Annotated in this window: 26 protein-coding genes; all 26 read left to right on the forward strand. The window is 31.1% G+C overall.

Going from position 1 to position 23,380, the window contains the following annotated elements:
* Window positions 1-182: 182 nt before the first annotated feature.
* The 26 genes from KQI42_RS13980 to KQI42_RS14105 all read left to right on the forward strand — a co-directional run bounded on the left by KQI42_RS13980 (window position 183) and on the right by KQI42_RS14105 (window position 23,160).
* Window positions 183-620 carry an NUDIX hydrolase gene (locus tag KQI42_RS13980; RefSeq protein WP_216520830.1) on the forward strand — a complete coding sequence of 146 codons (438 nt, stop codon included), beginning with the start codon at window positions 183-185 and terminating at the stop codon, window positions 618-620.
* A gap of 400 nt (window positions 621-1,020) precedes the next feature.
* A complete protein-coding gene (locus KQI42_RS13985; RefSeq protein ID WP_216520831.1) occupies window positions 1,021-2,787 on the forward strand; it encodes a S41 family peptidase in 1,767 nt (588 codons plus the stop codon).
* 227 nt (window positions 2,788-3,014) lie between these two features.
* The gene (locus tag KQI42_RS13990) at window positions 3,015-3,596 is read left to right on the forward strand and encodes a DJ-1/PfpI family protein (RefSeq protein WP_216520832.1); all 582 of its coding nucleotides are present in this window, start codon (window positions 3,015-3,017) and stop codon (window positions 3,594-3,596) included.
* A gap of 300 nt (window positions 3,597-3,896) precedes the next feature.
* Window positions 3,897-4,445: a GNAT family N-acetyltransferase gene (locus tag KQI42_RS13995; protein ID WP_216520833.1), complete on the forward strand. Its 549-nt coding sequence runs from the start codon at window positions 3,897-3,899 to the stop codon at window positions 4,443-4,445.
* Window positions 4,446-4,694: 249 nt separating this feature from the next.
* Complete coding sequence (locus KQI42_RS14000) at window positions 4,695-5,519, forward strand: GNAT family N-acetyltransferase (RefSeq protein WP_216520834.1); 825 nt, start codon at window positions 4,695-4,697, stop codon at window positions 5,517-5,519.
* A 795-nt stretch (window positions 5,520-6,314) separates the two neighbouring features.
* On the forward strand, window positions 6,315-7,109 hold the full coding sequence (locus KQI42_RS14005; protein ID WP_216520835.1) for an alpha/beta fold hydrolase: 795 nt from the start codon (window positions 6,315-6,317) through the stop codon (window positions 7,107-7,109).
* A gap of 323 nt (window positions 7,110-7,432) precedes the next feature.
* The gene (locus KQI42_RS14010; protein WP_216520836.1) at window positions 7,433-7,717 is read left to right on the forward strand and encodes a hypothetical protein; all 285 of its coding nucleotides are present in this window, start codon (window positions 7,433-7,435) and stop codon (window positions 7,715-7,717) included.
* Window positions 7,718-7,733: 16 nt separating this feature from the next.
* Window positions 7,734-8,033, forward strand: a complete 300-nt coding sequence (locus KQI42_RS14015; RefSeq protein WP_216520837.1) for a hypothetical protein — start codon at window positions 7,734-7,736, stop codon at window positions 8,031-8,033.
* A 176-nt stretch (window positions 8,034-8,209) separates the two neighbouring features.
* The gene (locus tag KQI42_RS14020) at window positions 8,210-9,199 is read left to right on the forward strand and encodes a hypothetical protein (RefSeq protein WP_216520838.1); all 990 of its coding nucleotides are present in this window, start codon (window positions 8,210-8,212) and stop codon (window positions 9,197-9,199) included.
* A 212-nt stretch (window positions 9,200-9,411) separates the two neighbouring features.
* A complete protein-coding gene (locus tag KQI42_RS14025; protein WP_216520839.1) occupies window positions 9,412-9,894 on the forward strand; it encodes a GNAT family N-acetyltransferase in 483 nt (160 codons plus the stop codon).
* A gap of 195 nt (window positions 9,895-10,089) precedes the next feature.
* Window positions 10,090-10,905: a hypothetical protein gene (locus tag KQI42_RS14030; RefSeq protein WP_216520840.1), complete on the forward strand. Its 816-nt coding sequence runs from the start codon at window positions 10,090-10,092 to the stop codon at window positions 10,903-10,905.
* 424 nt (window positions 10,906-11,329) lie between these two features.
* Window positions 11,330-12,412, forward strand: coding sequence for a hypothetical protein (locus KQI42_RS14035; protein WP_216520841.1), 1,083 nt, complete (start codon window positions 11,330-11,332; stop codon window positions 12,410-12,412).
* 362 nt (window positions 12,413-12,774) lie between these two features.
* Entirely contained in the window at window positions 12,775-13,239 is a 465-nt protein-coding gene (locus KQI42_RS14040; RefSeq protein ID WP_216520842.1) for a hypothetical protein, read from the forward strand.
* 222 nt (window positions 13,240-13,461) lie between these two features.
* Window positions 13,462-14,358 carry a GNAT family N-acetyltransferase gene (locus KQI42_RS14045; protein WP_216520843.1) on the forward strand — a complete coding sequence of 299 codons (897 nt, stop codon included), beginning with the start codon at window positions 13,462-13,464 and terminating at the stop codon, window positions 14,356-14,358.
* Between the two features lie 332 nt (window positions 14,359-14,690).
* The gene (locus KQI42_RS14050) at window positions 14,691-15,134 is read left to right on the forward strand and encodes a GNAT family N-acetyltransferase (RefSeq protein ID WP_216520844.1); all 444 of its coding nucleotides are present in this window, start codon (window positions 14,691-14,693) and stop codon (window positions 15,132-15,134) included.
* Window positions 15,135-15,444: 310 nt separating this feature from the next.
* Window positions 15,445-15,882: a GNAT family N-acetyltransferase gene (locus tag KQI42_RS14055; RefSeq protein WP_216520845.1), complete on the forward strand. Its 438-nt coding sequence runs from the start codon at window positions 15,445-15,447 to the stop codon at window positions 15,880-15,882.
* A 206-nt stretch (window positions 15,883-16,088) separates the two neighbouring features.
* Window positions 16,089-17,042 carry a phosphotransferase enzyme family protein gene (locus KQI42_RS14060; RefSeq protein WP_216520926.1) on the forward strand — a complete coding sequence of 318 codons (954 nt, stop codon included), beginning with the start codon at window positions 16,089-16,091 and terminating at the stop codon, window positions 17,040-17,042.
* A gap of 262 nt (window positions 17,043-17,304) precedes the next feature.
* Complete coding sequence (locus KQI42_RS14065; RefSeq protein WP_216520846.1) at window positions 17,305-17,988, forward strand: HAD family hydrolase; 684 nt, start codon at window positions 17,305-17,307, stop codon at window positions 17,986-17,988.
* 107 nt (window positions 17,989-18,095) lie between these two features.
* Window positions 18,096-18,377, forward strand: a complete 282-nt coding sequence (locus KQI42_RS14070; protein ID WP_216520847.1) for a hypothetical protein — start codon at window positions 18,096-18,098, stop codon at window positions 18,375-18,377.
* 24 nt (window positions 18,378-18,401) lie between these two features.
* Window positions 18,402-18,908: a GNAT family N-acetyltransferase gene (locus KQI42_RS14075; RefSeq protein ID WP_216520848.1), complete on the forward strand. Its 507-nt coding sequence runs from the start codon at window positions 18,402-18,404 to the stop codon at window positions 18,906-18,908.
* Between the two features lie 117 nt (window positions 18,909-19,025).
* A complete protein-coding gene (locus KQI42_RS14080; protein ID WP_216520849.1) occupies window positions 19,026-19,244 on the forward strand; it encodes an NUDIX domain-containing protein in 219 nt (72 codons plus the stop codon).
* A gap of 375 nt (window positions 19,245-19,619) precedes the next feature.
* The gene (locus KQI42_RS14085; protein ID WP_216520850.1) at window positions 19,620-20,165 is read left to right on the forward strand and encodes a DUF6144 family protein; all 546 of its coding nucleotides are present in this window, start codon (window positions 19,620-19,622) and stop codon (window positions 20,163-20,165) included.
* A 303-nt stretch (window positions 20,166-20,468) separates the two neighbouring features.
* A complete protein-coding gene (locus KQI42_RS14090; protein ID WP_216520851.1) occupies window positions 20,469-20,945 on the forward strand; it encodes an NUDIX hydrolase in 477 nt (158 codons plus the stop codon).
* Window positions 20,946-21,262: 317 nt separating this feature from the next.
* Window positions 21,263-22,117 carry a DUF2268 domain-containing putative Zn-dependent protease gene (locus KQI42_RS14095; protein ID WP_216520852.1) on the forward strand — a complete coding sequence of 285 codons (855 nt, stop codon included), beginning with the start codon at window positions 21,263-21,265 and terminating at the stop codon, window positions 22,115-22,117.
* A gap of 302 nt (window positions 22,118-22,419) precedes the next feature.
* Complete coding sequence (locus tag KQI42_RS14100) at window positions 22,420-22,941, forward strand: cyclase family protein (protein WP_216520853.1); 522 nt, start codon at window positions 22,420-22,422, stop codon at window positions 22,939-22,941.
* A 54-nt stretch (window positions 22,942-22,995) separates the two neighbouring features.
* The gene (locus KQI42_RS14105; protein ID WP_216520854.1) at window positions 22,996-23,160 is read left to right on the forward strand and encodes a hypothetical protein; all 165 of its coding nucleotides are present in this window, start codon (window positions 22,996-22,998) and stop codon (window positions 23,158-23,160) included.
* Window positions 23,161-23,380 lie beyond the last annotated feature (220 nt).

Genomic DNA, 23,380 nt, shown 5'->3' on the forward strand with positions numbered 1-23,380 from the left:
TTCGCTTTGGCTAAAATAGGGTTAAGCCTACGAAGAGGCCAAAGCACACCTATTGAATGCATAGACGTTAGTTGAAAGAATATGCTAAAAAGTTATCATTACGTTATAAAGTCTGTTTAAAGGGATATTTTTTATGAATGTAAGGAGGAGAATATGTTAGATTACATTAAAATTTAAGGAGTTTGGTAGGGAATATACCATTAATTCTTTGTCCAGCCGGGGTTATAATACTAGATAATGAAAAGAGGGTATTACTACAACATAGAACTGATAATAATACTTGGGGTATTCCAGGTGGATGTATCGAGCCAGGTGAAACAGTAGAGGAAGCAGCTAAAAGAGAAGTATACGAGGAAACAGGAATAACTGTAGATGAAATTGAGCTATTCAATATTTATTCAGGGGAAGAACAACATTATACTTATCCTAATGGGGATGAAGTATATTTCATTAACATTGTGTTTATTACAAAAAGGTTTCAAGGAGATATATGTTTAGATGAAATAGAAAGTAAAGATGTAAGATTTTTTCAAATAGATGATATACCTAAAGAAATTACTCCCGCCTGTATACCTGTTTTACGTGATTTAAGGTGTAAAATTGATACATATTTTAATTGAAAGAAATAAGTAAGATAATATATATAAGAATAAATTAAGCTTAATGGAGCGATATTGAGTATCATTTCCTTAGAAGTAAAGCAAATAACTAGAAAAAATGGTGATATATTTCGCAAAGACCGAGGGTAGCATATTCCATCAACTAACAGGGCACTCGAGTTCGTTTTGGCATTAAAAAGACTGCGAAAGTACATTCCTTCACCAAGCTAGGTTTGGCTAAGGTTAAGGAACGTTTTGAGTGCAAGACGTTATAAGAAATGGCGATAACGGAGTTGTTATTTGAGGGCTGATTGGATGAAAAATAAGATATCACACATTTGTAGATTTATGTGTTATTAGATGGGTAGTCGCCTGACTGTACAGATTATTATTGGATACTTGAGGGGGAGGGGGAGTAAAATTGAAAGAAGAAAAAAAGAAGTATTGGAAATCAATAGTATTATTTAGTTTATTTTTTATTTGCTTTATCATTAGGGGATGTTCACCATCAAAAGATATTCATCAAATTGAGAGAGATAAGGACCAAGAATTTGACAAAGGAAGTGGGATATATTTTTCGAGCATTTCTGAAAAAAAGACCATGGATCTTGCTAAGCTCTGTAAGGTATGGGGAGTTGTGAAATATTATCATCCTGAGGTTATATCTGGAGATGTTAATTGGGATTATGAACTTTTTCGTGTTATGCCTTATATTCTAGAAGAAGATTCAGATGTTAATTTAATTCTCTATGAGTGGGTTCATTCTTTAGATAGCAAAACCCTTTTTGGAGATATAGATCAGCAATACCAATTTCCGGAAGATTACATACAGCTCAGTCCATCTACAGATTGGTGCAAAGACGAGAAATATCTAGGAAAGGATTTGAGTCTTGAATTATCGAGTCTTTTAGATTCTAATATTTCAGAACGAGAAAATGCATATGTTAGTTTTAAGGATGATTCACCCTATCCGTTTATGGAAAATGAAAATTCATATCCTAGTATGAAATTTGATGACACTGGCTACAGGCTACTTAGTTTATTTCGTTATTGGAATATTATAGAGTATTATTATCCTTATAAAGCTGTTATTGGAGAGGATTGGGATCAAGTACTTCTGGAATTTATTCCTAAATTTATACATGGATCAGATTATGAATCCTATCTACTGACAATAGCAGAATTGACAACTAGAATACATGATTCTCATGCTTATTTGATGGGTAAAAATGGGAATGTCATTTCTAATTATTTTGGAATGTATAGGATTCCTGTAAACTTTGTTGAAATTGACAATCAAATTGTTATAAGTAAAATAATCTATAAATGTGGACTTGAAATTGGAGACATTGTACTAAAAGTTGGCGACAAAGATATAGATGAAATATTAGAGAATAGAAGAAAATATATATCTCAGTCACGAGAGGATACTGGAAGTTTACTTTTTCTTGATTTATTTAGAACTCATGAAAAGAATACTGATGTTACTGTAATTCGAAAGGGAAAAACAATTGATGTAAATGTAAAAGGTAGTCAAAAAGATATTAATGTCGGTGTGGATACTAAATCACAGGAGATAGAAGACGGCAAAATCTATTATATAAATGCTGGACTATTGAAAAAAGGCGAGATTGACAAGATTATGAAGAAATGGTGGAATACTAAAGGTTTAATTGTAGATCTTAGAAACTACCCTTCTAGCCCACTTACTTATGAATTAGTAAAATATCTAATACCTTACGAAAAAGAGTTTGTCAGGATGTCATTTCCTAATCGTGCAAAACCAGGTGAATTTTATTATCTTGATCCTTTTGTCTCAGGGAAGCCAAAAGAAACAAACAATGAGATTTTAGATGATGAGGTCTATAAGGGTAAATTAGTGATTCTAATAAATGAACATACTATTAGTCAAGGAGAGTTTGCAACTATGTCTCTCAGAAATACAGAAAATTCAATAGTTCTTGGTAGGCCTTCAGCAGGGGCTGATGGTGATGTGCGTCTCTTTACTCTTCCAGGAAATATAAGGTCTACCATAAGTGGATTTGGTGTATACTATCCAGATAAAAAACCTACCCAAAGAATAGGAGTACAACCAGATATTTATATGGTTCCTACTATAGAAGGAGTTAGGGAAGGTAGAGACGAGTTTATTGAAAGAGCTATCGAAATAATTAAAGAAAGTTTTTAATAAGACGTATCATTTATCTTATGTGAAGGATTATAGCGGAAAAGATGTTGTCACTTCTTATAACAGAGGCTTATCGACATTGGAAAGTAATTATCATAGGGAAATTTCGACATCAATAAGCCTCAAAACGTTATGTGACATTAAACACTAGTTTTTAAAGAAGAAATTATTTATATATTGAAGTATTTGGGGACTTCAATAAAACATCTATTTTGGAGGTGAAAACTATGAAAAAAACAGCTATTCTTATTTATAGCCAGTTTTGTAATTTTGAATTTAGTGTTGCATTAGAGATGCTTGCAATGGCAGGTAAGTCTATTACTATATTTGCAAAATCATTAAGTCCATTGAGAAGTGAAGAAGGCTTAACTGTAATTCCAGATAAAACAATTAGTGAAATAAATATAGAAGAATATGATTCATTGTTGTTGACTGGCTCAGCAGACATAAGAGAGGCAATAGAGGATGAAACTATTTTAGCATTCATTAAGAAATTTGATGGTGAAAATTTTATTATTGGAGCAATATCTATCGCACCACTTTTGTTAGTCAAAACAGGAATGCTTAATGGCAAAAAGTTTATGGCAGGCATAAACAAAGAAGAAATTTATGAGGAGGGTTTTTCAGAAGAAGATTTAAAACAGATGATTGGATGGGATGACAATATAGAAAATCCAGTACCCGAAGGATATATAAGAGAAGGAAATATAATCACATCAATATCCTATAATTTTATAAAGTGGGCAATCGCTTTTGGTAATGCAGTTGGAATAGAAGTATATCCAGACTCTTTTGGGGTAAGTATTTAGATTTTGGCATAATCTTATAGCTCTTGGTAACTTTCGTATGCAACATCATATAACACGGTATTTGCGTAAAGGTGCACTAGGTGCAATCTTAGAGTGTTGAGCACCACATCCATTCATCAGGAGCAAAACTCCACCAAGGGGTAATGATCTAGGGTTCAGCCCAGAGATGTCGCAAATACGAGGGCATTATAGGAAATAGTGATATCGGAGCTATTCTCTGATGTCTATAAAAAAATAAGGTGATACGTAATAGTAAAATGTTGAATGAAAGAATGATTTTATTTTGTGAGGTGAGTAAATATGGAGTTGACTTTAAAAACTGATAGATTGTTATTACATCAAATCACTGAAGAGGATTTTGAGTTTCTTATTAAGTTAGAAACACGACCTGAAAATAAAAAGTATGAGATGGAGGGGATTCCTCAAAAAGATAGTATTATTAAAAGATGTAAAGGGTTTATCGAAAGTACAAGAGGGTTACCTGAAGAAGGTGCAATAAGATATATTGTTTACAATGAAAAAAATGAAATGATTGGTGATGTTTCTTTAACTTGTAATTGGGAAAAAACAAAAGAATGGGAAATCGGATATGCATTTCTTAGTGAGTATTGGGGTAACGGCTACGCCACAGAAGCGGTCAGAAGCGTGATTAATTTTGCTTTTAAAGAACTGCGTATTCATAAGTTAATGGCTTTTATTAATTCCGAAAATACAAGAAGTGTAGCTTTAGCAAAACGTATAGGTATGGTGCAAGAAGGACATATGCGTGAAGCAAGACTTATTGATGGAAAGTGGAATGATGAATTTGTGTTTACTTTATTAGAAACAGATCTAGAGCCTGAAGCATAGTTAGTATAACCTGTAAGCTGCAATCTTTTTCGTATTCTTTATTTTATGCGAAGGATCATAGGAATAAAAGACATCATTACTTCCTAATAACATGGTATTTGTATAAAGGTGTACTAAGAGGGGTGATGTGCACTACATCCCTTCAGCGGCAGCAAAGGAGTATTCCTTTTGTGGGCTAGTTCAGGGACGTCGCAAATACTAGACGTTAGACGCAATTATTTTAGCTTTGATTGGAGGCATAGCATTAATATGAAAAAGATAGATAGCATTACAGATGATTTAAAGAAAAAAATATTAGAATTCCTGTATCATGATGAAATGTATAATGCTATATTGATTGAATTAATTCAAAATAATACGGATAATTTAGGTGAATTATATGTTAATGAAGCCAAAGAAGGAATAGCTGATATTTTACATATAAAGAATGATGGAAATTCAAATTTTACCAACTTTTCATATACATCGAAAAATGGGTTAAAAGATATTGCATGTAAAATTAAGGGATTAAATTACAAGAAAATTTTATTGGCAGGAAAGTTGGAAGATGTAAATAGTTTATTGAAAATATTAGAGTATAAAAGATCTATAACTCCTAACCTTTTTTATAAATTAGACATTGAAAAATATAATAATATACATGTGCAATATCAAGGTGAAATTAGACTTGCTAGTTTGAGTAGTGAAGATTTGGAAAGAGTAAAATATTTTACATCACGGTTCTTAGAGGCAGAAACAGAAGAAGAGATTAAAGCAATAACTAGCACTGAAAAAATATTAGCGAAAATTAAAGCAGGGGTTTATATACTAGATTATAAAAATAACGCTATAGGAATGGCAAGATTTATAGGAAAAACTGATAATTTTACAGAAATCACAAGTGTTTATGTTGATAAGGCTTATAGAAACAAAGGATTTGGGAGAGAGTTAATTGGACATATGATAGAGCTTACCATTCGAGAACAAAAAGCTCCAGTATTAGTAACATCAGCATTAAACGTTTCTGCAATGAAAACATATGAATCCATGGGATTTGAAAGACAAGGAGAATATGCATATGAGTTTCTAGATTAAAGCAACTGCGTCTAACAAAAGATTAGCAGACATCTCTTCATTAGGTACGAAGCACCGACTACGAAAAAAAGCTCTGAAGGTTCAGTTCAGAGACATAACTAATCCGAGACGTTAACTGAAAACAATACAAGAGGGTCAGTGTTACTACTGGCTGTTAGCAATATTGTAATTGAGTGTCATCTTATATAAATAAATAATATTCAATTATATATTTAACTAATAAGAAAAGTGGGAATAAAATGGTTTATGACAACATAAATAAAACTATTACTATTGTGAGGCTATTTTTAAGGATATTCAAAAAATCGGATGCTGAAACTGTTACCAAACTATGTAATAACTACAATATATAAAAGTACACTCACACTACCGTATCCATATACAATTGATTGTACTTTGCCATGAACAGAACATCATATTTATAACTTTAATGCTGATAAGTCATATGAATTTGCTATTTGTGATAGGCAAACAGGGACTTTATACGGTGCGATAGCATTATCTAATAATCAACGTTTTGAAAATGGTGAAATAGATTATTGGATTGATGTATTCTTATTAAGTCATGCTCACCATATTTCTTCATCAGTGCAAGCGCGCCAAGGAGAAAGATTTTAAGGGGCTAGTTCAGGAACATCGTAGATGCGGGGCCGTTATAGGTGATGCTTTTGAGCGTCTTATTTAATAAAAAGAGGGGTTGTAAAGATAGATAATATATTCTAGAAGTTATTTATGGGTGTATTTGTGTTAGAATGTGTAATAAAGAAAAGTTATTATTTACTGAGGAGGTAAATCATGATTCATAAAATCTTTCAGTCAAAAAGAGGAGAAGTGCATTACTGGATTAATCTACCTCAGACGAATACTAATTGTATTGTATTTTTACATGGTATGACAGCAGATCATTCTATGTTTGATAATCAAGTTAAATATTTTAATACTATGGCTAAAACATTAGTTCTTGATTTACCATTACATGGAAATTCCAGACCATATGATGATTTTTCTTATAAAAATTTAGCAGAAGATTTATATGAAATTCTCGAAATGGAAAATGAAGATAATATTATTATTGTTGGGCAATCTATGGGTGGTTATTTAGCTCAAGAATACGGGATATTATTTCCAGATAAAGTGAAAGGGATGGTTTTAGTAGATACAAATCCTTATGGACATCAGTATTATTCTAAATTGGAACGTTATCTTCTCTCAATGATGGGAATATTATCTAAGCCGTTTCCATATCAGATGTTGTTAAAAAGTATAGCAAAGAGGTCTACGACGACAAAAGAAGCTTACGAAAACATGCATCAAGCTATTTCAAAGCTTAATAAGAAAGAAATTATTAATATTATGAATCAGGCGTATAGGGATTTTTTGAAGAAAACAGATACTGTCACTTTTAATTTTCCTGTTTTGCTTGTTGTTGGAGACAAAGATACTACAGGTAATGTAATTAAATATAATAAAATGTGGGCTAAGAATAATAATTATTCATTAAAGTATATAAAGAACGCAGCTCATAATTCTAATGTGGATAATCCAAAGGAATTTAACAAAATATTAGAGTCTTTTCTTCACAAATTATAAGCATTAGTTTATTAGACTATAATCCAATCAAAACACATCATTTATTTTATATCAAGTCTATAGTAAAAAGCATCATCACTTCCTATAACAACGTATTTGCGTGAAGGTGAACAAGGGCACAATCTTAAGTGATGTGCACCACGTTTTCACTAGGAGCAAAGCTCCACTATGGGGTAGTACTCTGGTGTTCGGTTCAGGGATGTCGCAAATACAGGGATGTTATCTGACAAGCCATGTTTTATTAAAGTATAATAATAGCTATATAAATTGTAGATGTTAAATGAGGGATGTTAGATTTAATACTAAAGTAGAGGTGTTAATTAATGAATATTCAAAATGAAGCAAATAAAAAATCATGGTCATATAGGGCATATGAGTTTTGGATAAAAAATACAGGTTTACCGCATGAAGTTGCTATTGACATGAAAAAACAACCTGAAAAATATTTAAGAAGACACTTGGAATTTCTTAGTGAGGTAAGTGGAAAGAAGATTATAAATCTTCTTGGATCAAATGGGAAAAAGGCTATACCGTTAGCTATACTTGGGGTTGAAGTAACTATTGTTGACATTTCTGAAGAAAAGCTATACTTGGAAATATCTAAATGATGATTTTTATAACACAATGGTTCATTTTAGAAAGGATATTAGTGATATAAGAAATAAAAGAATTAAATCGGTAGAGGAATTAAACAAACGAATCTCTGAATATTGGATGAGTCCTTATACTGATGATCAGATTAAGAATGAAATACCAAAATTGAAGCATTTTAGACTATATAGTTTTGGGAATGATATTTGGGGCATAATACATGATTGTTTTGGCAAGAGTGCAGTCTTTGACACTCTGAAAGAGCCAGGGAAATTTCCTATCATGTATAATAAATCATTAGATAAAATTGGACATGGGGAATTTAAAATTTAATATTCACTCTTTGGAATATTATGAGTCATTAAATATAAGGGGGGATTCAAATGATTTGGAGAATGAAAGAATTAGAAAAACTTTTAAACTTGATTGACTATAATCAATTGTGAGATAAGTTTACAAAAACAAAGTATGCAATATATAATGATAAAAATTTCTATATTAATGATAACGTGGGAATAGATATTGACTTAATAAAAAAGGGTTCATGTTTTGTTGGAAATGTAGATGAAAGATTTATGGGGAATACTGCCATTTCAATTAACAATAATTATGTAGCAATTTGGAACGAAGATACTATCTCTAAAGATATTGATAATGTAAAACTAGCATCACTCATTATCCATGAAATGTTTCATGGTTTTCAGTCTGCAAATGGTGAAAAAAGGTTTCCTAATGAACTATTAGGTGTTGATTATCCAATTACAATTGAGAATATTAATCTACGGATGTTGGAAAGACAGTATCTTCTAGGTGTAAATATTGAAAATAATAAAGAAAAAAAGATGGAATTACTAACTTTGTATTTTAAAGTCAGAAATAAAAGAGAAAAGCTTATAGGAAGTATCATAGAATATGAAAAAGCCATAGAAAGCGTTGAAGGAACAGCAGTATATGTAGAATATAAAGCACTTACTCAGTTAGCTTCAAATAACCGAAATTCAATTTTAGAAGAATATATAAAAGGATTTACAGAAATAAATGAAGAAAATCTAAAAATAAGACACAGTACATATAATCAAGGTTTGTTATTAAGTTTAATTGCAGACGAATATATACCAAACTGGAAGAGTAAGCTTGATAATAGTGAATTATTTCTAAGTGATTTCATTAAAAGTGAATTAGAGATAAAAGAGGTAAGAGAGATAAATATCGAGTATAAACATGGAAATCTAAAGGAAATTGAGCAGTGCATTATTAACTGGGAAGAACAAAGAGATAAAGTATTTGATGAGTTCGAAAGAAAATGCAAGCTAAATAGTTTGGAAGAGGGGTTTCAAGTAACAGGTCTTGATCCTATGAATATTGTAAAAAGAAATCAAGAAATCATACATAAAAATTTTTTAAGAGTAAAGATAGGAGAATGTGAACAGATAATTAAAGGACCAGTTAGGGCAGTAATTGGAGATCATTTGTTTGATGTAAAGAAAATTGAGTGGTAATAATAACGTTTCATAACATTATATTTGCAAAGGTGCATGAGGGTATATTCTTAGGACGATGATGCTGTACTATATCCATTCACTGGGAGCATAGATTATCAGGGAAAGTACTTTAAAATTCGTTTCAAGTAAATCATAAATATGAAAACCTTAGATGATATTGCGTGCTAGTTTAATAATATAGAGTAGGATTATAAGGAGGAAGTACAATTATGATAGAATTACGTAAAATTACATGGGATAATTGGGAGGAGTGCATTAATCTAAAAGTTACTGAAGAACAGGATAACTTTATAGCATCTAATATTTATAGCATGGCACAATCGTATGTAGCTTTATTAAATGATGAGCTACCGCCTATGACATATGCCATTTATAATGATGATATAATGATAGGTTTTGTTATGCTATATCATGAAACATCAGAGGAAAATGAATATGGCGATGAAGAGTGTTATGGTGTGTGTAGATTTATGATTGATAAACGATACCAGGGAAAAGGTTATGGCAAGGAAGCATTTGCTAAGTCACTTGAGTTAATTAAAACTTTTCCACAGGGTGAAGCTTCAGCTGTTTATATTTCTTATTATCCTCAAAATATTGTAGCTAAGAATCTTTATGCAACATTTGGTTTTGTAGAAACAGGTGCAGTTAATGATGATGGTGAATTAATAGCAAAACTAAATTTAAGATAGTACAAGTGTAAATAGTATGAGGAAGCAAGTATTGCAAATACAAAAACGTTAGGAGACACTTCAATATCAAGAAAGGTTTTAATTATAAGAGATGGTAGATGTAGGGAGGCACTGTTATAAGAGGATATTTTCGAATATGAGGTTTGGGAATACAAGAGTTAGGAGAAAGTTTTAAATGCGGAGGTATGAAGATAAATGAAATTAAATACTGAAATAATTGAACAATATTTTTCTAATAAATCGATAAATAACATGATAGATCATTGGATATTTAGGTCGATAGTTCCAGGAAAACATATGTATCAGGAACCACTCAAAGAAAATTATGATAGACTGAAAAATATCTATGAAATGTTATTGAAATCATTAAGAGATTTTAAACCCTTAAATTCACAGTTATGGGAACAATTCTTTGGAGAGTACAATGCTTTATCAGAAGATGTAACTGTATATATTATAGTCGGCTCACCTGATCCATATGATTCAATGATTAGACAGGATAAAGAAGGAAATAAATGTATAATTTTTGATTTAGAACGAATACGCTCATATTCTGAAAATGATGATAAAATTTCAGAAATCATTATGCAGTTAATTACTCATGAGATAGCGCATATTTATATAAAGAAGAAGTATCGAAGTTCTAGTATTGAAGATTCAATTTATGAAAATTTACGATATATTGTTTTTAATGAAGGTATTGCGCATTTCTTATCTTTTGACAAAGAGGTTTTATCAACTGATTGGTACACTAATGAAATGATGGAGAGAAAAGAAAAGGCATACTCAACCTTACTTAATGAAATGAAAAATAATTCTCAAGATAGGAAAGATGAAATATTGGCTAGGGCTAATAGTGGAAAGTATTGGGACAAGTTTGGTGCTATTTCAGGACTTTTTGCTATTGTAGATTACTATAATAGTCATAATAAAGATTTGATATGTTTTAGAGAAATCTTTAAAGAAGGACCTGATATACTTTTAGAAACTATTAATGTTAGTAATAAATAAGTTCGAGGTAAGTAGCTTCGCCTAACAATGTATTTACGCAAGGGTGCACTAGTGTACCCTTTTATAGTAATGAGCACTACATCCATTCACCGGGAGCAAAGGGGGGAGTACTCTGGGGTTCGGTTCAGGGATGTTGCAAATACTTGGACGTTATAGGAAATGGTGATATCGGGGTTGATTTTGGGGTCTTGTTTGAAAAAAAGAGATGTTGAAAAGATAGATAATATATTTGAGAAGTTATTTATGATATATTTGTAAAATATTATGACATACAGATGTCATATTTAATGTGTTATTATGGAAAATAGATAGCAGGTTTTAGTAGTTGACGATATTGAATTTTGGTTTGAAAAGGCGAGATATTCTTTATATATATGGATATTGAGTAGAAACAATAATGAAAGCCTGTGAAAAAGGAGGGTGTATGATAGTAGAGAATATTTACTGGATACAGGAATGGGCAAAAGTGAGGCAGGCTGAGGTTGTACGATTACCTGATAGCTTTGAGATTCATGATAGCTTTTTAAAGCATATGTCAAAGGAAGAGTTTGATTCTGCATTTAAAGAAGTATGGAATATGTTTACTAATATATATGGTAATATTGCTAAATTCCCAGAAGTCTTTGGAATGCCTTTGCATAAATCAGTGGAGTATAAGTATTCTACTAAAGAGGCGAGAGAGTCGAGAAGTGCAGCATATCGTCCACTTAAGCTCCTATTTTATCTTTTGAATGCTGGTGATTTGCATAACGGAACTATTATTTTAGATGTAAATAAATTCAAAGCAATAAATGATGTTAAAAATATTCCTATAATTTTTGAAAGACTGAGTGATTATGGTTTTTATTTTGATGGTTTAAAAAATTATAAAATTGCAAGTGAAAGCATCTATATATTATATCCTGATAATGCACAGGTTTTAACTGTACTGAAATCAATGGCGGATAAGGTTCATATAACAAACCGAATTAATGATTTTCTTAGTTGTCATTATAAATTGTTTCAAGATGATACGAATACTGTGAATTATGGACATGGTGCAGATATAATTGCTGACAAAATGCATACAAAGCAGGAGAAAGAATTTGTTTATGCTATGGATGCCGTGCTTAGTGAAATGGGTTATTATGCCGGGTCTAGAGAATCGAACGAAGGGCCTGGTTATGCTTACTATAGTAAGGAAAGTGAAATAAGAAAAAAAGGCCCCTACCATTACTTAATGTCATCGAATAAAACAAAACTCTTTTTGTATCTTCGTATTAGAAATGTATCAAAATGTATAGATTATTTAAAAGAGTGCCCAGACTCTGTTAAGCAAATTTTTTTATGGAGTGATACCGGATGCTCGAATCGCATAAAAGGCACATGTATATATGGGCAAGAGTATGCAATAGATGGGAACACCTACTGGAGATGTGGTTGTTGCAATGCGCCCTTTTATTTTAGCCCAATTATAAATGATATTCCACATTATATAAAATTAGTTGAATTAGGTCTGAAAAAATAGAGTGTATATATCAACAGGATATAATTTATTTGTTACGCAATTTGCTTATAGTATCAAATAATTTAGTCAGACTTTACTCGAAGTGTAGTGGCAAAATTACGTATAACAAAATGTTGCCGTCCGCCTTGGCTGGTGGACTTTTTTGTTATAGAAACATGTAAAATTATGGTTTATAATCTATACATAGGTAAGTTGATGGAAGACGCCAAGGCATATTCCAAAACCTAAGATAGGAGCTATCTAAGGTTTTGGAACGTCAGCAACACGGAACGTTAGTAGAAACCTTAACGTCTGGATCGGTTTCTGAGGTCAATCATTTAGAAATATAATTCGTAATTATTGAATAGTGTGAGGTTAGGAAGGTGAGAGGAATTAGGGAAAATATAAGCAGAAAGAAAATAGTGATCATGATTGTATTAGTAATAATATGTTTTCTGTTAGTAGTAGGTAAAAATAGCAATCAAAAAGCAGTAGAAGGTATAGTAGAATTTTCAGGGGAAGGTAAGTATTGGGAAGCTATATATATTTTTAATTCAGATAGATATGAAGAAACCCATACAAACTATTTTAAATTAGTTTCAAAACAAAAAACGTTAATCCCAAAAAACAATATTAACATTAAAATTATTTCTACAGATGGTATCATAACTGGGAATTTAGGTGATATGGATGTAAGTGAAAAGATAAACGACGATGGATTTCAAGAAATATTATTTTTAGTAGGTACAGTGAATCAAACAACTTTTTTGGGAGATAAATATAAGTTGCATATAGAGTTTCAAAACAAGGTAGATACGATTAATTTAAAATACGAGCAAAGTAAATAAGGTGTATTGATTCACAATTTTAATATTTTTATGACTTATATAGTAGGGAAAGGTATTTTCTTAGAAAAGATAGTTAAGGCACCTACTAACAAAGTATTCCTGTTCGCTACGCATATTCTACAACATAAGTTAATGGTTACTGAGCTTGAGAAACATCAGGAACACGAAACCGTTATATGAAAGGAACGCAAAACACAATAGTAAACATAAGGAGAGATTTCAATGAATGTTAAGATACGTAACTACAACTCCAAAGATGCTAATGACATTAGTGGTTTTAATTTTTTATTTAATCTGTCATATCAATTTAATGCAGATTTCAAAGCAGAAAACATTTTTTGTGCAGAGATTAACAATCAAGTTGTTGCATCTGGTCATTTAGAGCCAACAGATTCCTGTGAATACCTTAATAAAGAAGGGAAAGACTCGAATTATATTCATCGTTTTGCAATTGATACTGATTCTAATGGATATGATCATATTGAATTAGATATTTTTAACCGACTTGTTGATAGAGCACATGATATCAGCAAATCGTATCCAAATAAACGAATACAAATTAGTCATACCTGCTCTCATGATGATCTTAAATCAATCAATTTTTTACTATCTAATGGATTTTATCATTCATTAAATTATTTAATTATGAGACGCGATTTAACAAATCCACTGCCAGAGTACAAGCTTAATAAAGAGATTAAAATAATGCGATGGGCCATGGAAACAGTCGAGGAGAGAAAACTTTATTTACAGTCTGAGAAAGATGGTTTTGATGGAGAGTCTTGGAGCATGGCTAGATTGGATTGGTTTATGGCCGGATCAGAATGGGATACGATTACAGCATTTTGTAATGGTAAGCCTATTAGTAGCTGCATGACTTGGGGAATATCTTCTGAAAGAAGTGCAACTGAACAAATATTTACACATCCTGAATGGAGAAGGCAAGGAATTGCATTTGGAACAATAATTGAAACTCTAAAATTTCTAAGAGATGAGAAGAAAAAAAGTGAAGCGACTTTGGGAGTTATAGGTAGCAATAAAGCAGCAATTAACCTTTATAAATCATTAGGATATGAATTAATTGATATTCACTTACTTATGGTTAAGGATATTTCGTGAGTAATTCGAAGAAGGCGTCCCCTTCATATAATACCGTATCTACGCTGCAGGCTTTGCCTTTGGTTCGCAAGATATGGAAGCGAATAAGTAAATTCAGCTCACAATCCTGCGAGGCTAAGTCCGTTGGACCCAGTCGCATTCGCTCCCTTAAGCCTCTCAGGTTCGTAGATACAAGAAGGTTATAGGAAATAATGATATTGGGGTTTCTTTTTGGGTCTTGTTTGATAAAAAAGAAGTGTTGTTAGTTTGATAATATATTCTAGAAGCTATTTATGACGTATTTGTAGAAAAATATGTAGTAAAGATAATTTATATTTTGCGGAGGTGTAAAATTGTTTTTCGATACAACAGATCTACAGAATCAAGAAATCTATTTGCGTCTATATAAAACTGCTGATGAAAACATCGAGAAAGGATATGTTCCTGCATATTATTTCAAAATTGTTAGATGTGCTGATGATACTGAAGTAGGTCAGTGCGATTTACGCATTGGTCATAATGATAACACAAAATATGGTGGAAATATAGGATATGAAATTTATAAATCTTTCAGAGGCAATCATTACGCCTCAAAAGCCTGTAAGTTGTTATTTCTGTTAGCAAAGAAGCACAAGATGGATGAAGTTATTATTACATGTTCACCGGAAAATATGGCATCCAGAAAGACCTGCGAATACTGTGGTGCTGAACTAATCGATATTATTGATGTGCCAATACGTCATCAGCTGTATAAAATGGGGCAAAGAAAAACCTGTCAGTATATCGTAAGATTATGAATATTAGCTTTGTGTAGACTGAAACAAAATTAAGAAACATTTTTATATTATGCTAAGGATTATAAGAGTAAAAATATCATTATTTTTTGTAACAATGTATTTGCGTAAAGATAAATAAGGGCACAATATTTAAGTGATATGTACCACATTTCTTTACCCAAAATGGATATTTCTTTGCAGGAACGTCGCAAATACTAAGACGTTATACGTATCTTAAGAGCGTTTTAACAGTGTCGTAGAAAAATTAAAAAAGAAATAAAGAAAAAATGTATATTAAATTCATAGAGTAGATTATTGAGAGTGAGAATAAATGAAACTAATTTTTAAAATAGTAGATAAAGAAAACTGGGAAGAGTGTGTTGATTTAAGAGTATCGGAAGAGCAAAAGGATTATGTTGCTTCAAATTGGTATTCCATATTACAGTCTAAATTTGAGGAGGAACTTTATCCATTATGTATTTATGATGGAGAAGTAATGGTTGGCTTTTTAATGTATGGTTTGGATCCCGATACAAAAAGAATAGAAATGAGTAGATTGATGATTGATCAAAAATTACAAGGTAAAGGTTATGGGAAAATGGCTGTATTGAAATTATTAGATTTAATAAGAGAAAAATACGGTAAAATTAAATTTTATACAAGCATTGAACCTAAGAATATAGTTGCAGAGAAATTATATGAAAGTCTAGGATTTAAAAAAACAGGTGAAATAATGTGGGATGAAGAAGTAATGGTAATTCAATTATAAAAATATTTTATAAAAAATCTTTATAATTAGTTTCCATGTGTATTATAGTATTGGAAAAGTTGATGCCTATGCTGACCCAGGAAATGATGTAGAAGTAAAGAAAATTCATATAAAGTGAGGTTAGTAAAGATGAAAATAGGATTGGTTTCTTGTTCACTAGTACAAAGAATAAAGGAGGGGGTATAGCTTATGATTGATAAAGTTGTATTAAAAAAGTAGTTAACAAGTTAAATGGTGACTATTCAAGTTTAAAATTACTAGGTGGGTTTAATGATAGTGTTTATGAAGTTAAAGTTAATGATAAAAGTTTTGTAATTAAATTTTTCTTAATGTCTCAAACTAATAAGTCTTTAATTAAAGGAGAATTGGACTGGATTAATTATCTATCAGAAAACGGAATGAATGTAGCTAAACCAGTTTTTTCAATTCAGGATAATTTTATTAAAGAAATTAGTGAAAATGCTTATTCATATTATTATGTTATATTTGAAAAAGTAGAAGGACGTTTTATTGATGAAGAGGGTTGGAAAGAAAATTTAATCAAAAATTGGGGACAAGCAATGGGAAAAATGCATAACTTGGCTAAGAACTATAAACCATCGTGTAACGGTAGTATTAAAAAGTGGATAGACAATGATATTTTAACAGATCCACCTAGTTTAATAACAGATTTAGTTCTAGATAAATGGAATAAGTATGTAGAAAAAATAAAATCTTTACCAATTTCTAAAGATAGCTATGGGATTATACATAATGACTTACATCATAAAAACATATACTTTAATAATGGAGAAGTTATATTATTTGATTTTGGAGACTGTGAATATAATTGGTTTAGTTATGATATTTCAATTTCTTTATATCATGCCATTCAGAGAATTCCATTAAATCAAGAGGAATATAGATTAGATTTTGCTAATAAATTTATGAAAAATTTTATGATAGGATATAAGCTAGAAAATAGCATAGATTATAGTTGGCTAAAGGAAATAGAGTTTTTTCTAGACTATAGACATATATATTCTTATTTATATATATTGAAGCATTTAAATATTAATGATACTGATAATAGATTGAAGGAATTTCTAGAGGAAATGAAAAACAGGATAGAAGAGGGACTTCCATATCTTAAAGGATTAAACTTAGAGCAATTTATATAACACCCTATCGCTTATGTTTTTTAATATGAGATAAGCACTATTGATGAATTTCCTGCAGAATTTGTCTTAGTAGCAATTCTACCTTATTTAGTTTATGACAGTGATTTTATGATAAATGAAATGTTCATGATGAGGTGGTTTAGAGACAAAGGTGTTGGTGAGTCTAATAAGCATTTAGGAAACTAGATGCTGCTTATAACGTCTACTGATAGAAAGAAGATGAATAAAAATAAGTACATTATAAATGAGAGGGTGTGTATTGATGAAATATAAAGCAATTTTTTTTGATAGAGATGGAACGTTGACATATGGTAATAAGGAAAAAATGAAATGGTATAAAGAGATTGTTGGAGAGTGGTCAAAAAAGAAGTTTGAATTAGATTATGATAAAGTGATGAGATTGTTTGAGGTTGCCTGTTATCCAAAACAAGGATTAAAAAGTATAGATGAAGAAAAAGTTTTCTGGAAAAGGTATTATGAAGAATTATTAAAAGGAGAAGGGATAACTGATTCAATAGAAGAGAAGGCAGAATTGTTACTTTCTGAGCTTTGGTGTAATAATGAGAGAAGTTTGTATGATGAAGTTATAGAAGTGATGGAGTATTTTAAGAATAAAGGCTATAAGATAGGAATAATAAGTGATACTTCACCGTCCCTACAAATTACTCTGGAGAATTTGGGGCTTGGGAAATATATAGATAGCTATACATGTAGCGATTTGGCAGGGGCTATGAAACCGGAACCACTAATATATAATACAGCATTAAATTCTCTTAAAGTGACAGCTTCAGAAAGTATCTATGTTGATGATTATGATATTGAGGCTGATGGAGCAAGAAATTTGGGTTTCACATCATTTTATTTAGACAGAAGTGGAAATAAAGAAGACGAATGGACAATTAAATCGCTAAAAGAAATTATTAATTATGTAGAACAGCAAAGCTAGTAGAAGTAAGGATTTTATATTAATTATATTAGTAATTATATAATTGATGAGTTTTATGAGTTCATTTATTAATAATACGTGCTATCCGTATAAGAAATAAAGAGAAGGTGAAGAACATTATTTGTTCAACTAAATATTTCACTATTATATATCATAGTAATGATTCAGAGTTTAGACATTGTATAGTTGAAAACATTGATGGTTTTTATATAGAATTATGCAATAATTTCAAAATTTCTGTATCTAATAGATTTGATTTCAAAATAATTGTTTCAAACTCAATAGATGATCATATAAATCATACAGGTAAGACTAATGAAGATTATCAATCTTGGATGGTTGGATGCTTTGATTTAAATAAAAGAAAAATATGCATTATAAATGGATAACTAATTGTGTAGGGGGATTATTTGATGGAATTAAAACTTAAAAATCTAACACTTAGAACTGTAACACATGATGATTTAAATGAGGTTGCAAGGATGTGGAATTTTGAAAAAAGAGATATTTCATTAGAAGAAGCAACAAAAGCAATAAATTGGATGAATGAAAATCACAAGCAAAATCAGTTACATAAAATAGTTCATGTGTGTTTTGCCATATTTGAAAATAACATTAATAGAATAATTGGATGGTGTGGTCTGGATGGAAGGAATAATGAAAATATAATCCATATTTTTTACTTAATTGATAAAGACTTTAGAAGGCTAGGGTATGCAACAGAATGTGCAAAAAAAGTATTGGAGTATGGTTTTATGAAAATGGAAGTATACAGGATTGATGGAGGATGTGCTAAAGAGAATATTGGGTCACAAAAAATACTTGAAAAAATAGGGATGAAAAAAATTGAAAATAATAAGGAAGACTCACTTCACTATTATATGACTTCTAGAGACTATACAGATATATATTGTAGATAATTAATCGGAAATGAACTATTGATTTTGGCTAGACCAAGTGCAACCATTATAAATAAAATGAGATAAATCTTATTAGTTAAATATTAAGACAAGTTATAGGACATTCTGGCCGTGCTTATGGAATTAGGGGAATCGGTTGAAGAATGTATTAGAAGAGAAGTAAAGGAAGAAATCAACATTGAGATAAAATCATTACAATTGTTTGGTGTATTTTCAGGAAAGGAACTTTTTGCAAAGCTTAGAAATAGATTTGATAAACAACCCTGCGAGGCTAACTATGCTAACGCAGTTGGAACCGTTGTCATCTTAAGCCTCTCGGGTTCGAGAATACATTAACTTTATAAGATATGGCGACATCGTGTCGTCATCTGAATCACGGGGCAGAGAACTCCACATAACATTGCTTCTGCGCAAGGCTTCGGTAGAAAGTAGGCATAAGACAAAGATAGTGAAATTGCTAGATTTTAGGTAATAGAAAGAACGGCTAGTCTCACCACACTCACTTCGGCAAGTGGCGAAACCACCCGGATCTGGCTCACTGGGTGCAAGCACCAGCAGTTCGCTTATCGCCTTAAGCCTCAGCAGCGTCGCATAGAAGCTGTCCGTTATATAAAATTTGGATCGTAAGGGCGCCCAGGCTACAGCCATCGGGCGTAAACAAAGCATAAAAATGTGTGTGTAATTGTAAAAAAATACTATGAGGTGATTAGAATGGCAATTTTTAAATTTTATCAAATTCATCGAAGTATTAGAGAAGTTTTAGGAGAAGAGATGAGTATAAAAATTTTTCCAGAATATGCTATACTTCCAGATAAAATGCCTGCAAAAGAACAAGCAGAATTAGGAAGAAAAATCATGGATAGAATGGACAGATTGCTTGATGAAAACACTATTAAAAAAATAAGGCAAATGCATACTTGTAATCCATCAAAAGAACAAGTGGCTAAAATAAAAGAACTAAAAGAAAAAACTAATAGCTTTGATGAGTTTTTACAAGAATACTCAAAGTTCTTAGCGCCTGGATATGTTAGAAAAGATAAGGATACACTTTATGTATCATTTGGCTTAGAAAAATGTGTATGTGGAATGTTTAGAAAGTTAGAAACCTATGAGCCTATATCTAAAACATGGTGTGAATGTTGTAATGGACATGTAATTAAAACATATAGTATGATTTGTGACAAAATGGTATTTTCAGAAATTGTGGAGACTATTGTTTGCGGGGGAAATGACTGTATATTTAAGATGGTAATCTAATATAAACAAGTTAGTATTAGTATATGTTAAATACTACTAAATACTATTACATATAGACATGTTAAGCCTTAATCTCTGCCGTGCATTTGAATAAAGAACAAAATTTTGTATAACATTATGTTTGCGCAAAGGTTATTAATAAGTATTCTAATAACTCATCAAAAGCAGACTTTTTAATAAAGTATGTACTTAATAGCTGTGAATGCGAAAAATATTTAGTATAACTAATAAAGTATTAGTGTTAATAGAATTAAACAAGAAAGATATTTGAGTTATAATTTACCAACTAGAGGGGGAGATATTATGAATTTTCCAGTACATATTGTTGCTGTAGGGGGATTAATAGAAAATGATGAAGGAAAAGTACTTATGGTGAAAAGTCCAGATAGAGGATGGGAGATTCCAGGTGGACAAGTTGAAAAGGGAGAAACTCTTACTGAAGCATTAAAAAGAGAGATAAAAGAAGAAACAGGAATAGATATAGAGGTTCTTAACTTAACAGCAGTTCATTCTAATATAGGAGAGATAATTCAGCGTGATGCAAGCCCTATTGCTAGTATTGTAAGTTTTGGATTTACTGGTAAAGCAATATCAGGCGAATTAACAACAAGTGAAGAAAGTCTTGAAGTAAATTGGTTTGATAGAGATCAAATATTAGATGTAATTAATGAAGATTTTACAAGAGATAAGGTAAAATGTATGTTAGATTATAAGGGAAGAGTTGCATATGTTGTATTCTCCCGTAATCCATATATTCTTCATGAAGTACAGTATATTTAGTAATTAGGTGAAATTTTCTTATTTTATATATTAAAAGGCAGTAATATAAAACATATTTGAGATTAACAGAAGTAGTTCTACTTAAATTACAGCGGCTAAAACCACGTATAACAAGGCACTCAGGCTCTCTTTGGCTGCAAAAGAGCCAAGCTTTCGAAGAAGCCAAACTACATCCTTTCATCAGGCCAAGTCTGGCTAGATGAAAGGACGGCTTGAGTGCAAAACGTTCTGTGAAATACCACGCGAAAGACAGTGCGTCCCGCACGGATTAAGCAAGTATGTCTTTGTAGAAAAAATATATAACATGGAAGAATATAATGAAAGTAAAGCTCATTAATACATTAGAGAGCGCGAGAAACTATGTTAAAGAAGTTGAGAATGGTAATACAAATTTTGAAGAATCATGGAATGAATATCTTATTAAACCATACTGGCAGGAACTTTCTCAATGGGCACCTTTTGATTGTTCATTTATGAAGCCAACTCCAATAGAGGATGTAGAAAAACTAAAAAAGCAGCTAGACATTTTTCAAGAGATAAACTTTGAATACCTTGAAACTGAATTTACAAGGATTAGTAATACACTCTTAAAACAAGATGATGATACTATTGTTATAGCTTTTCATCCATTAGATGATGAGAATTTAATAGTTAAGGATCGTCAAAATGGCGTAGTTGGATCATGTGTATTTGGAAATATAATTATCAATATTAATTCATTAGCTAAAGATTATGAGAAGTGGATACCTTATGTGATGGCGCATGAATATCATCATAGTGTATGGGGACATAATTGGTATGTCCTAAGAGGAGATGCAAAAGGTAATTTATTAGAATACTTAATAAATAAAGGACAAGCGGATGCATTCGCAAGGAGCTTATATAATTCATTAGAACCTAAATGGTTAAATACTTTAACAAGTGAACAAGAAAATTTATTATGGAAGAAATATACCTTGGTTTTAAACAGTACTGATAGATCCGAACATTCAAAATATATGTTTGGAGACAAATCCATAGGGCTTCCATGGTGTATAGGATATTATTTTGGGTATGAAATAGTAAAATCTTATTTAAATAATAATCCTGAAAAAAGTTTCAATGATTTAATTGATATAGACTCAGATGTTATTTTTACCAACAGTAGATTTTATAAATCTGAGTTTTTTTGATTAAGACTGCCACGTCTTAAGCTCTTGCTTCGTGGGGCGTGGTACTTTATAGAACAATGTTTCTGCACAAGGGTGTTAGGCAGCAAAGCCATGAAGCGTGTCTCACCACATTCCTTTACTAGATGCAAACACCACCAAGGGGTATTCCTTACGAGTCTAGTTCAGGAACGTTGCAGACGCTGGACGTTAAGTGACACCCCTAATATCAGGGTAGGACTCTAGGGAGAATTAATTCTGATTTATTTTAGTTAAACATTAGTAGAAGAATGTGAAGTAAAGGGGAAATACTTAGGAGGTTAATTATGAAAGTCATTGATTTATCGATGCCATTATATACAGGTATGGATGTTTTTCCAGGGGATCCAGAAGTAAAGATTGATGTAGTACATACATATGAAAGAGATACATGGGAGTTAAGACATCTGAATATGGGTTCACATACAGGAACCCATGTTGATGCATATTCTCATATGCATGAAGGTAAAGAAACATTGGATGAGATACCTATTGAGAGGTTTTTTGGTAAGGCACAAGTCGTTGAATTATGTCAGGATTGGCCGAGAGAAGTAGGATTATTTTTTATAGAAGAGATAGGAATAGAAGAGTTAAACAGAATAATTGATTTAAATCCAGGATTTGTAGGTGGAAATATAACAGAAGATCTGGAGAGAGCTTTATTAGATAAAGATATTATTACTTATACTAGATTAATTAATTTAGAATTAATACCAAAAGGGAAAACATTTATGTTTTATGGACTACCACTAAAGATTAAATCCGGTGATGGTTCCCCAGTGAGAGCTATTGCTATCATTGAAAATTAGTATTTATTTAAATTGGATTATTTAGGAGCGTATAGATATATTTTTAGATAGAGGATGTATTGTATATTTGCAGATTTATGTGAAGTAAAGGATTATTTATATATTATTGAATCAGAAAATTTAGTATCAGTTTATTCAGCATCAGCAAAATATGATATTGTTTTATTGTTTAAAGCTAAGATTTTAGAAAAAATGATTGGAAACCAAATAGAGAAATAACAGAGATAAATTTTTTGAGAAAGAAAATCTTCCTTCTCAAATACATCCATGGAACATAAAGAGAATAAATGGTATTTTTGAAGGAAAAACAAGTAATATTCATATTTTTTACTGATTGAAAATAAAAAGATAGGATTATACTTCTGCTAATTATATGAAAACAATTTTTATATTAGATAGTATAAGGGCTGTCACTGTACATAACACAGCATGGTCATTG

Source organism: Tissierella simiarum (genome assembly GCF_018917865.1).
Lineage (GTDB): Bacteria > Bacillota > Clostridia > Tissierellales > Tissierellaceae > Tissierella_C > Tissierella_C simiarum.

Excerpts from the sequence above, each read along its gene's own strand:
- KQI42_RS13990 (WP_216520832.1), top strand. The coding sequence starts at position 3,015 with ATGAAAAAAACAGCTATTCTTATTTATAGCCAGTTTTGTAATTTTGAA.
- KQI42_RS13995 (WP_216520833.1), top strand. The coding sequence starts at position 3,897 with ATGGAGTTGACTTTAAAAACTGATAGATTGTTATTACATCAAATCACT.
- KQI42_RS14000 (WP_216520834.1), top strand. The coding sequence starts at position 4,695 with ATGAAAAAGATAGATAGCATTACAGATGATTTAAAGAAAAAAATATTA.
- KQI42_RS14005 (WP_216520835.1), top strand. The coding sequence starts at position 6,315 with ATGATTCATAAAATCTTTCAGTCAAAAAGAGGAGAAGTGCATTACTGG.
- KQI42_RS14010 (WP_216520836.1), top strand. The coding sequence starts at position 7,433 with ATGAATATTCAAAATGAAGCAAATAAAAAATCATGGTCATATAGGGCA.
- KQI42_RS14015 (WP_216520837.1), top strand. The coding sequence starts at position 7,734 with ATGGTTCATTTTAGAAAGGATATTAGTGATATAAGAAATAAAAGAATT.
- KQI42_RS14025 (WP_216520839.1), top strand. The coding sequence starts at position 9,412 with ATGATAGAATTACGTAAAATTACATGGGATAATTGGGAGGAGTGCATT.
- KQI42_RS14030 (WP_216520840.1), top strand. The coding sequence starts at position 10,090 with ATGAAATTAAATACTGAAATAATTGAACAATATTTTTCTAATAAATCG.
- KQI42_RS14035 (WP_216520841.1), top strand. The coding sequence starts at position 11,330 with ATGATAGTAGAGAATATTTACTGGATACAGGAATGGGCAAAAGTGAGG.
- KQI42_RS14045 (WP_216520843.1), top strand. The coding sequence starts at position 13,462 with ATGAATGTTAAGATACGTAACTACAACTCCAAAGATGCTAATGACATT.
- KQI42_RS14055 (WP_216520845.1), top strand. The coding sequence starts at position 15,445 with ATGAAACTAATTTTTAAAATAGTAGATAAAGAAAACTGGGAAGAGTGT.
- KQI42_RS14065 (WP_216520846.1), top strand. The coding sequence starts at position 17,305 with ATGAAATATAAAGCAATTTTTTTTGATAGAGATGGAACGTTGACATAT.
- KQI42_RS14075 (WP_216520848.1), top strand. The coding sequence starts at position 18,402 with ATGGAATTAAAACTTAAAAATCTAACACTTAGAACTGTAACACATGAT.
- KQI42_RS14080 (WP_216520849.1), top strand. The coding sequence starts at position 19,026 with ATGGAATTAGGGGAATCGGTTGAAGAATGTATTAGAAGAGAAGTAAAG.
- KQI42_RS14085 (WP_216520850.1), top strand. The coding sequence starts at position 19,620 with ATGGCAATTTTTAAATTTTATCAAATTCATCGAAGTATTAGAGAAGTT.
- KQI42_RS14090 (WP_216520851.1), top strand. The coding sequence starts at position 20,469 with ATGAATTTTCCAGTACATATTGTTGCTGTAGGGGGATTAATAGAAAAT.
- KQI42_RS14095 (WP_216520852.1), top strand. The coding sequence starts at position 21,263 with ATGAAAGTAAAGCTCATTAATACATTAGAGAGCGCGAGAAACTATGTT.
- KQI42_RS14100 (WP_216520853.1), top strand. The coding sequence starts at position 22,420 with ATGAAAGTCATTGATTTATCGATGCCATTATATACAGGTATGGATGTT.
- KQI42_RS14105 (WP_216520854.1), top strand. The coding sequence starts at position 22,996 with ATGTATTGTATATTTGCAGATTTATGTGAAGTAAAGGATTATTTATAT.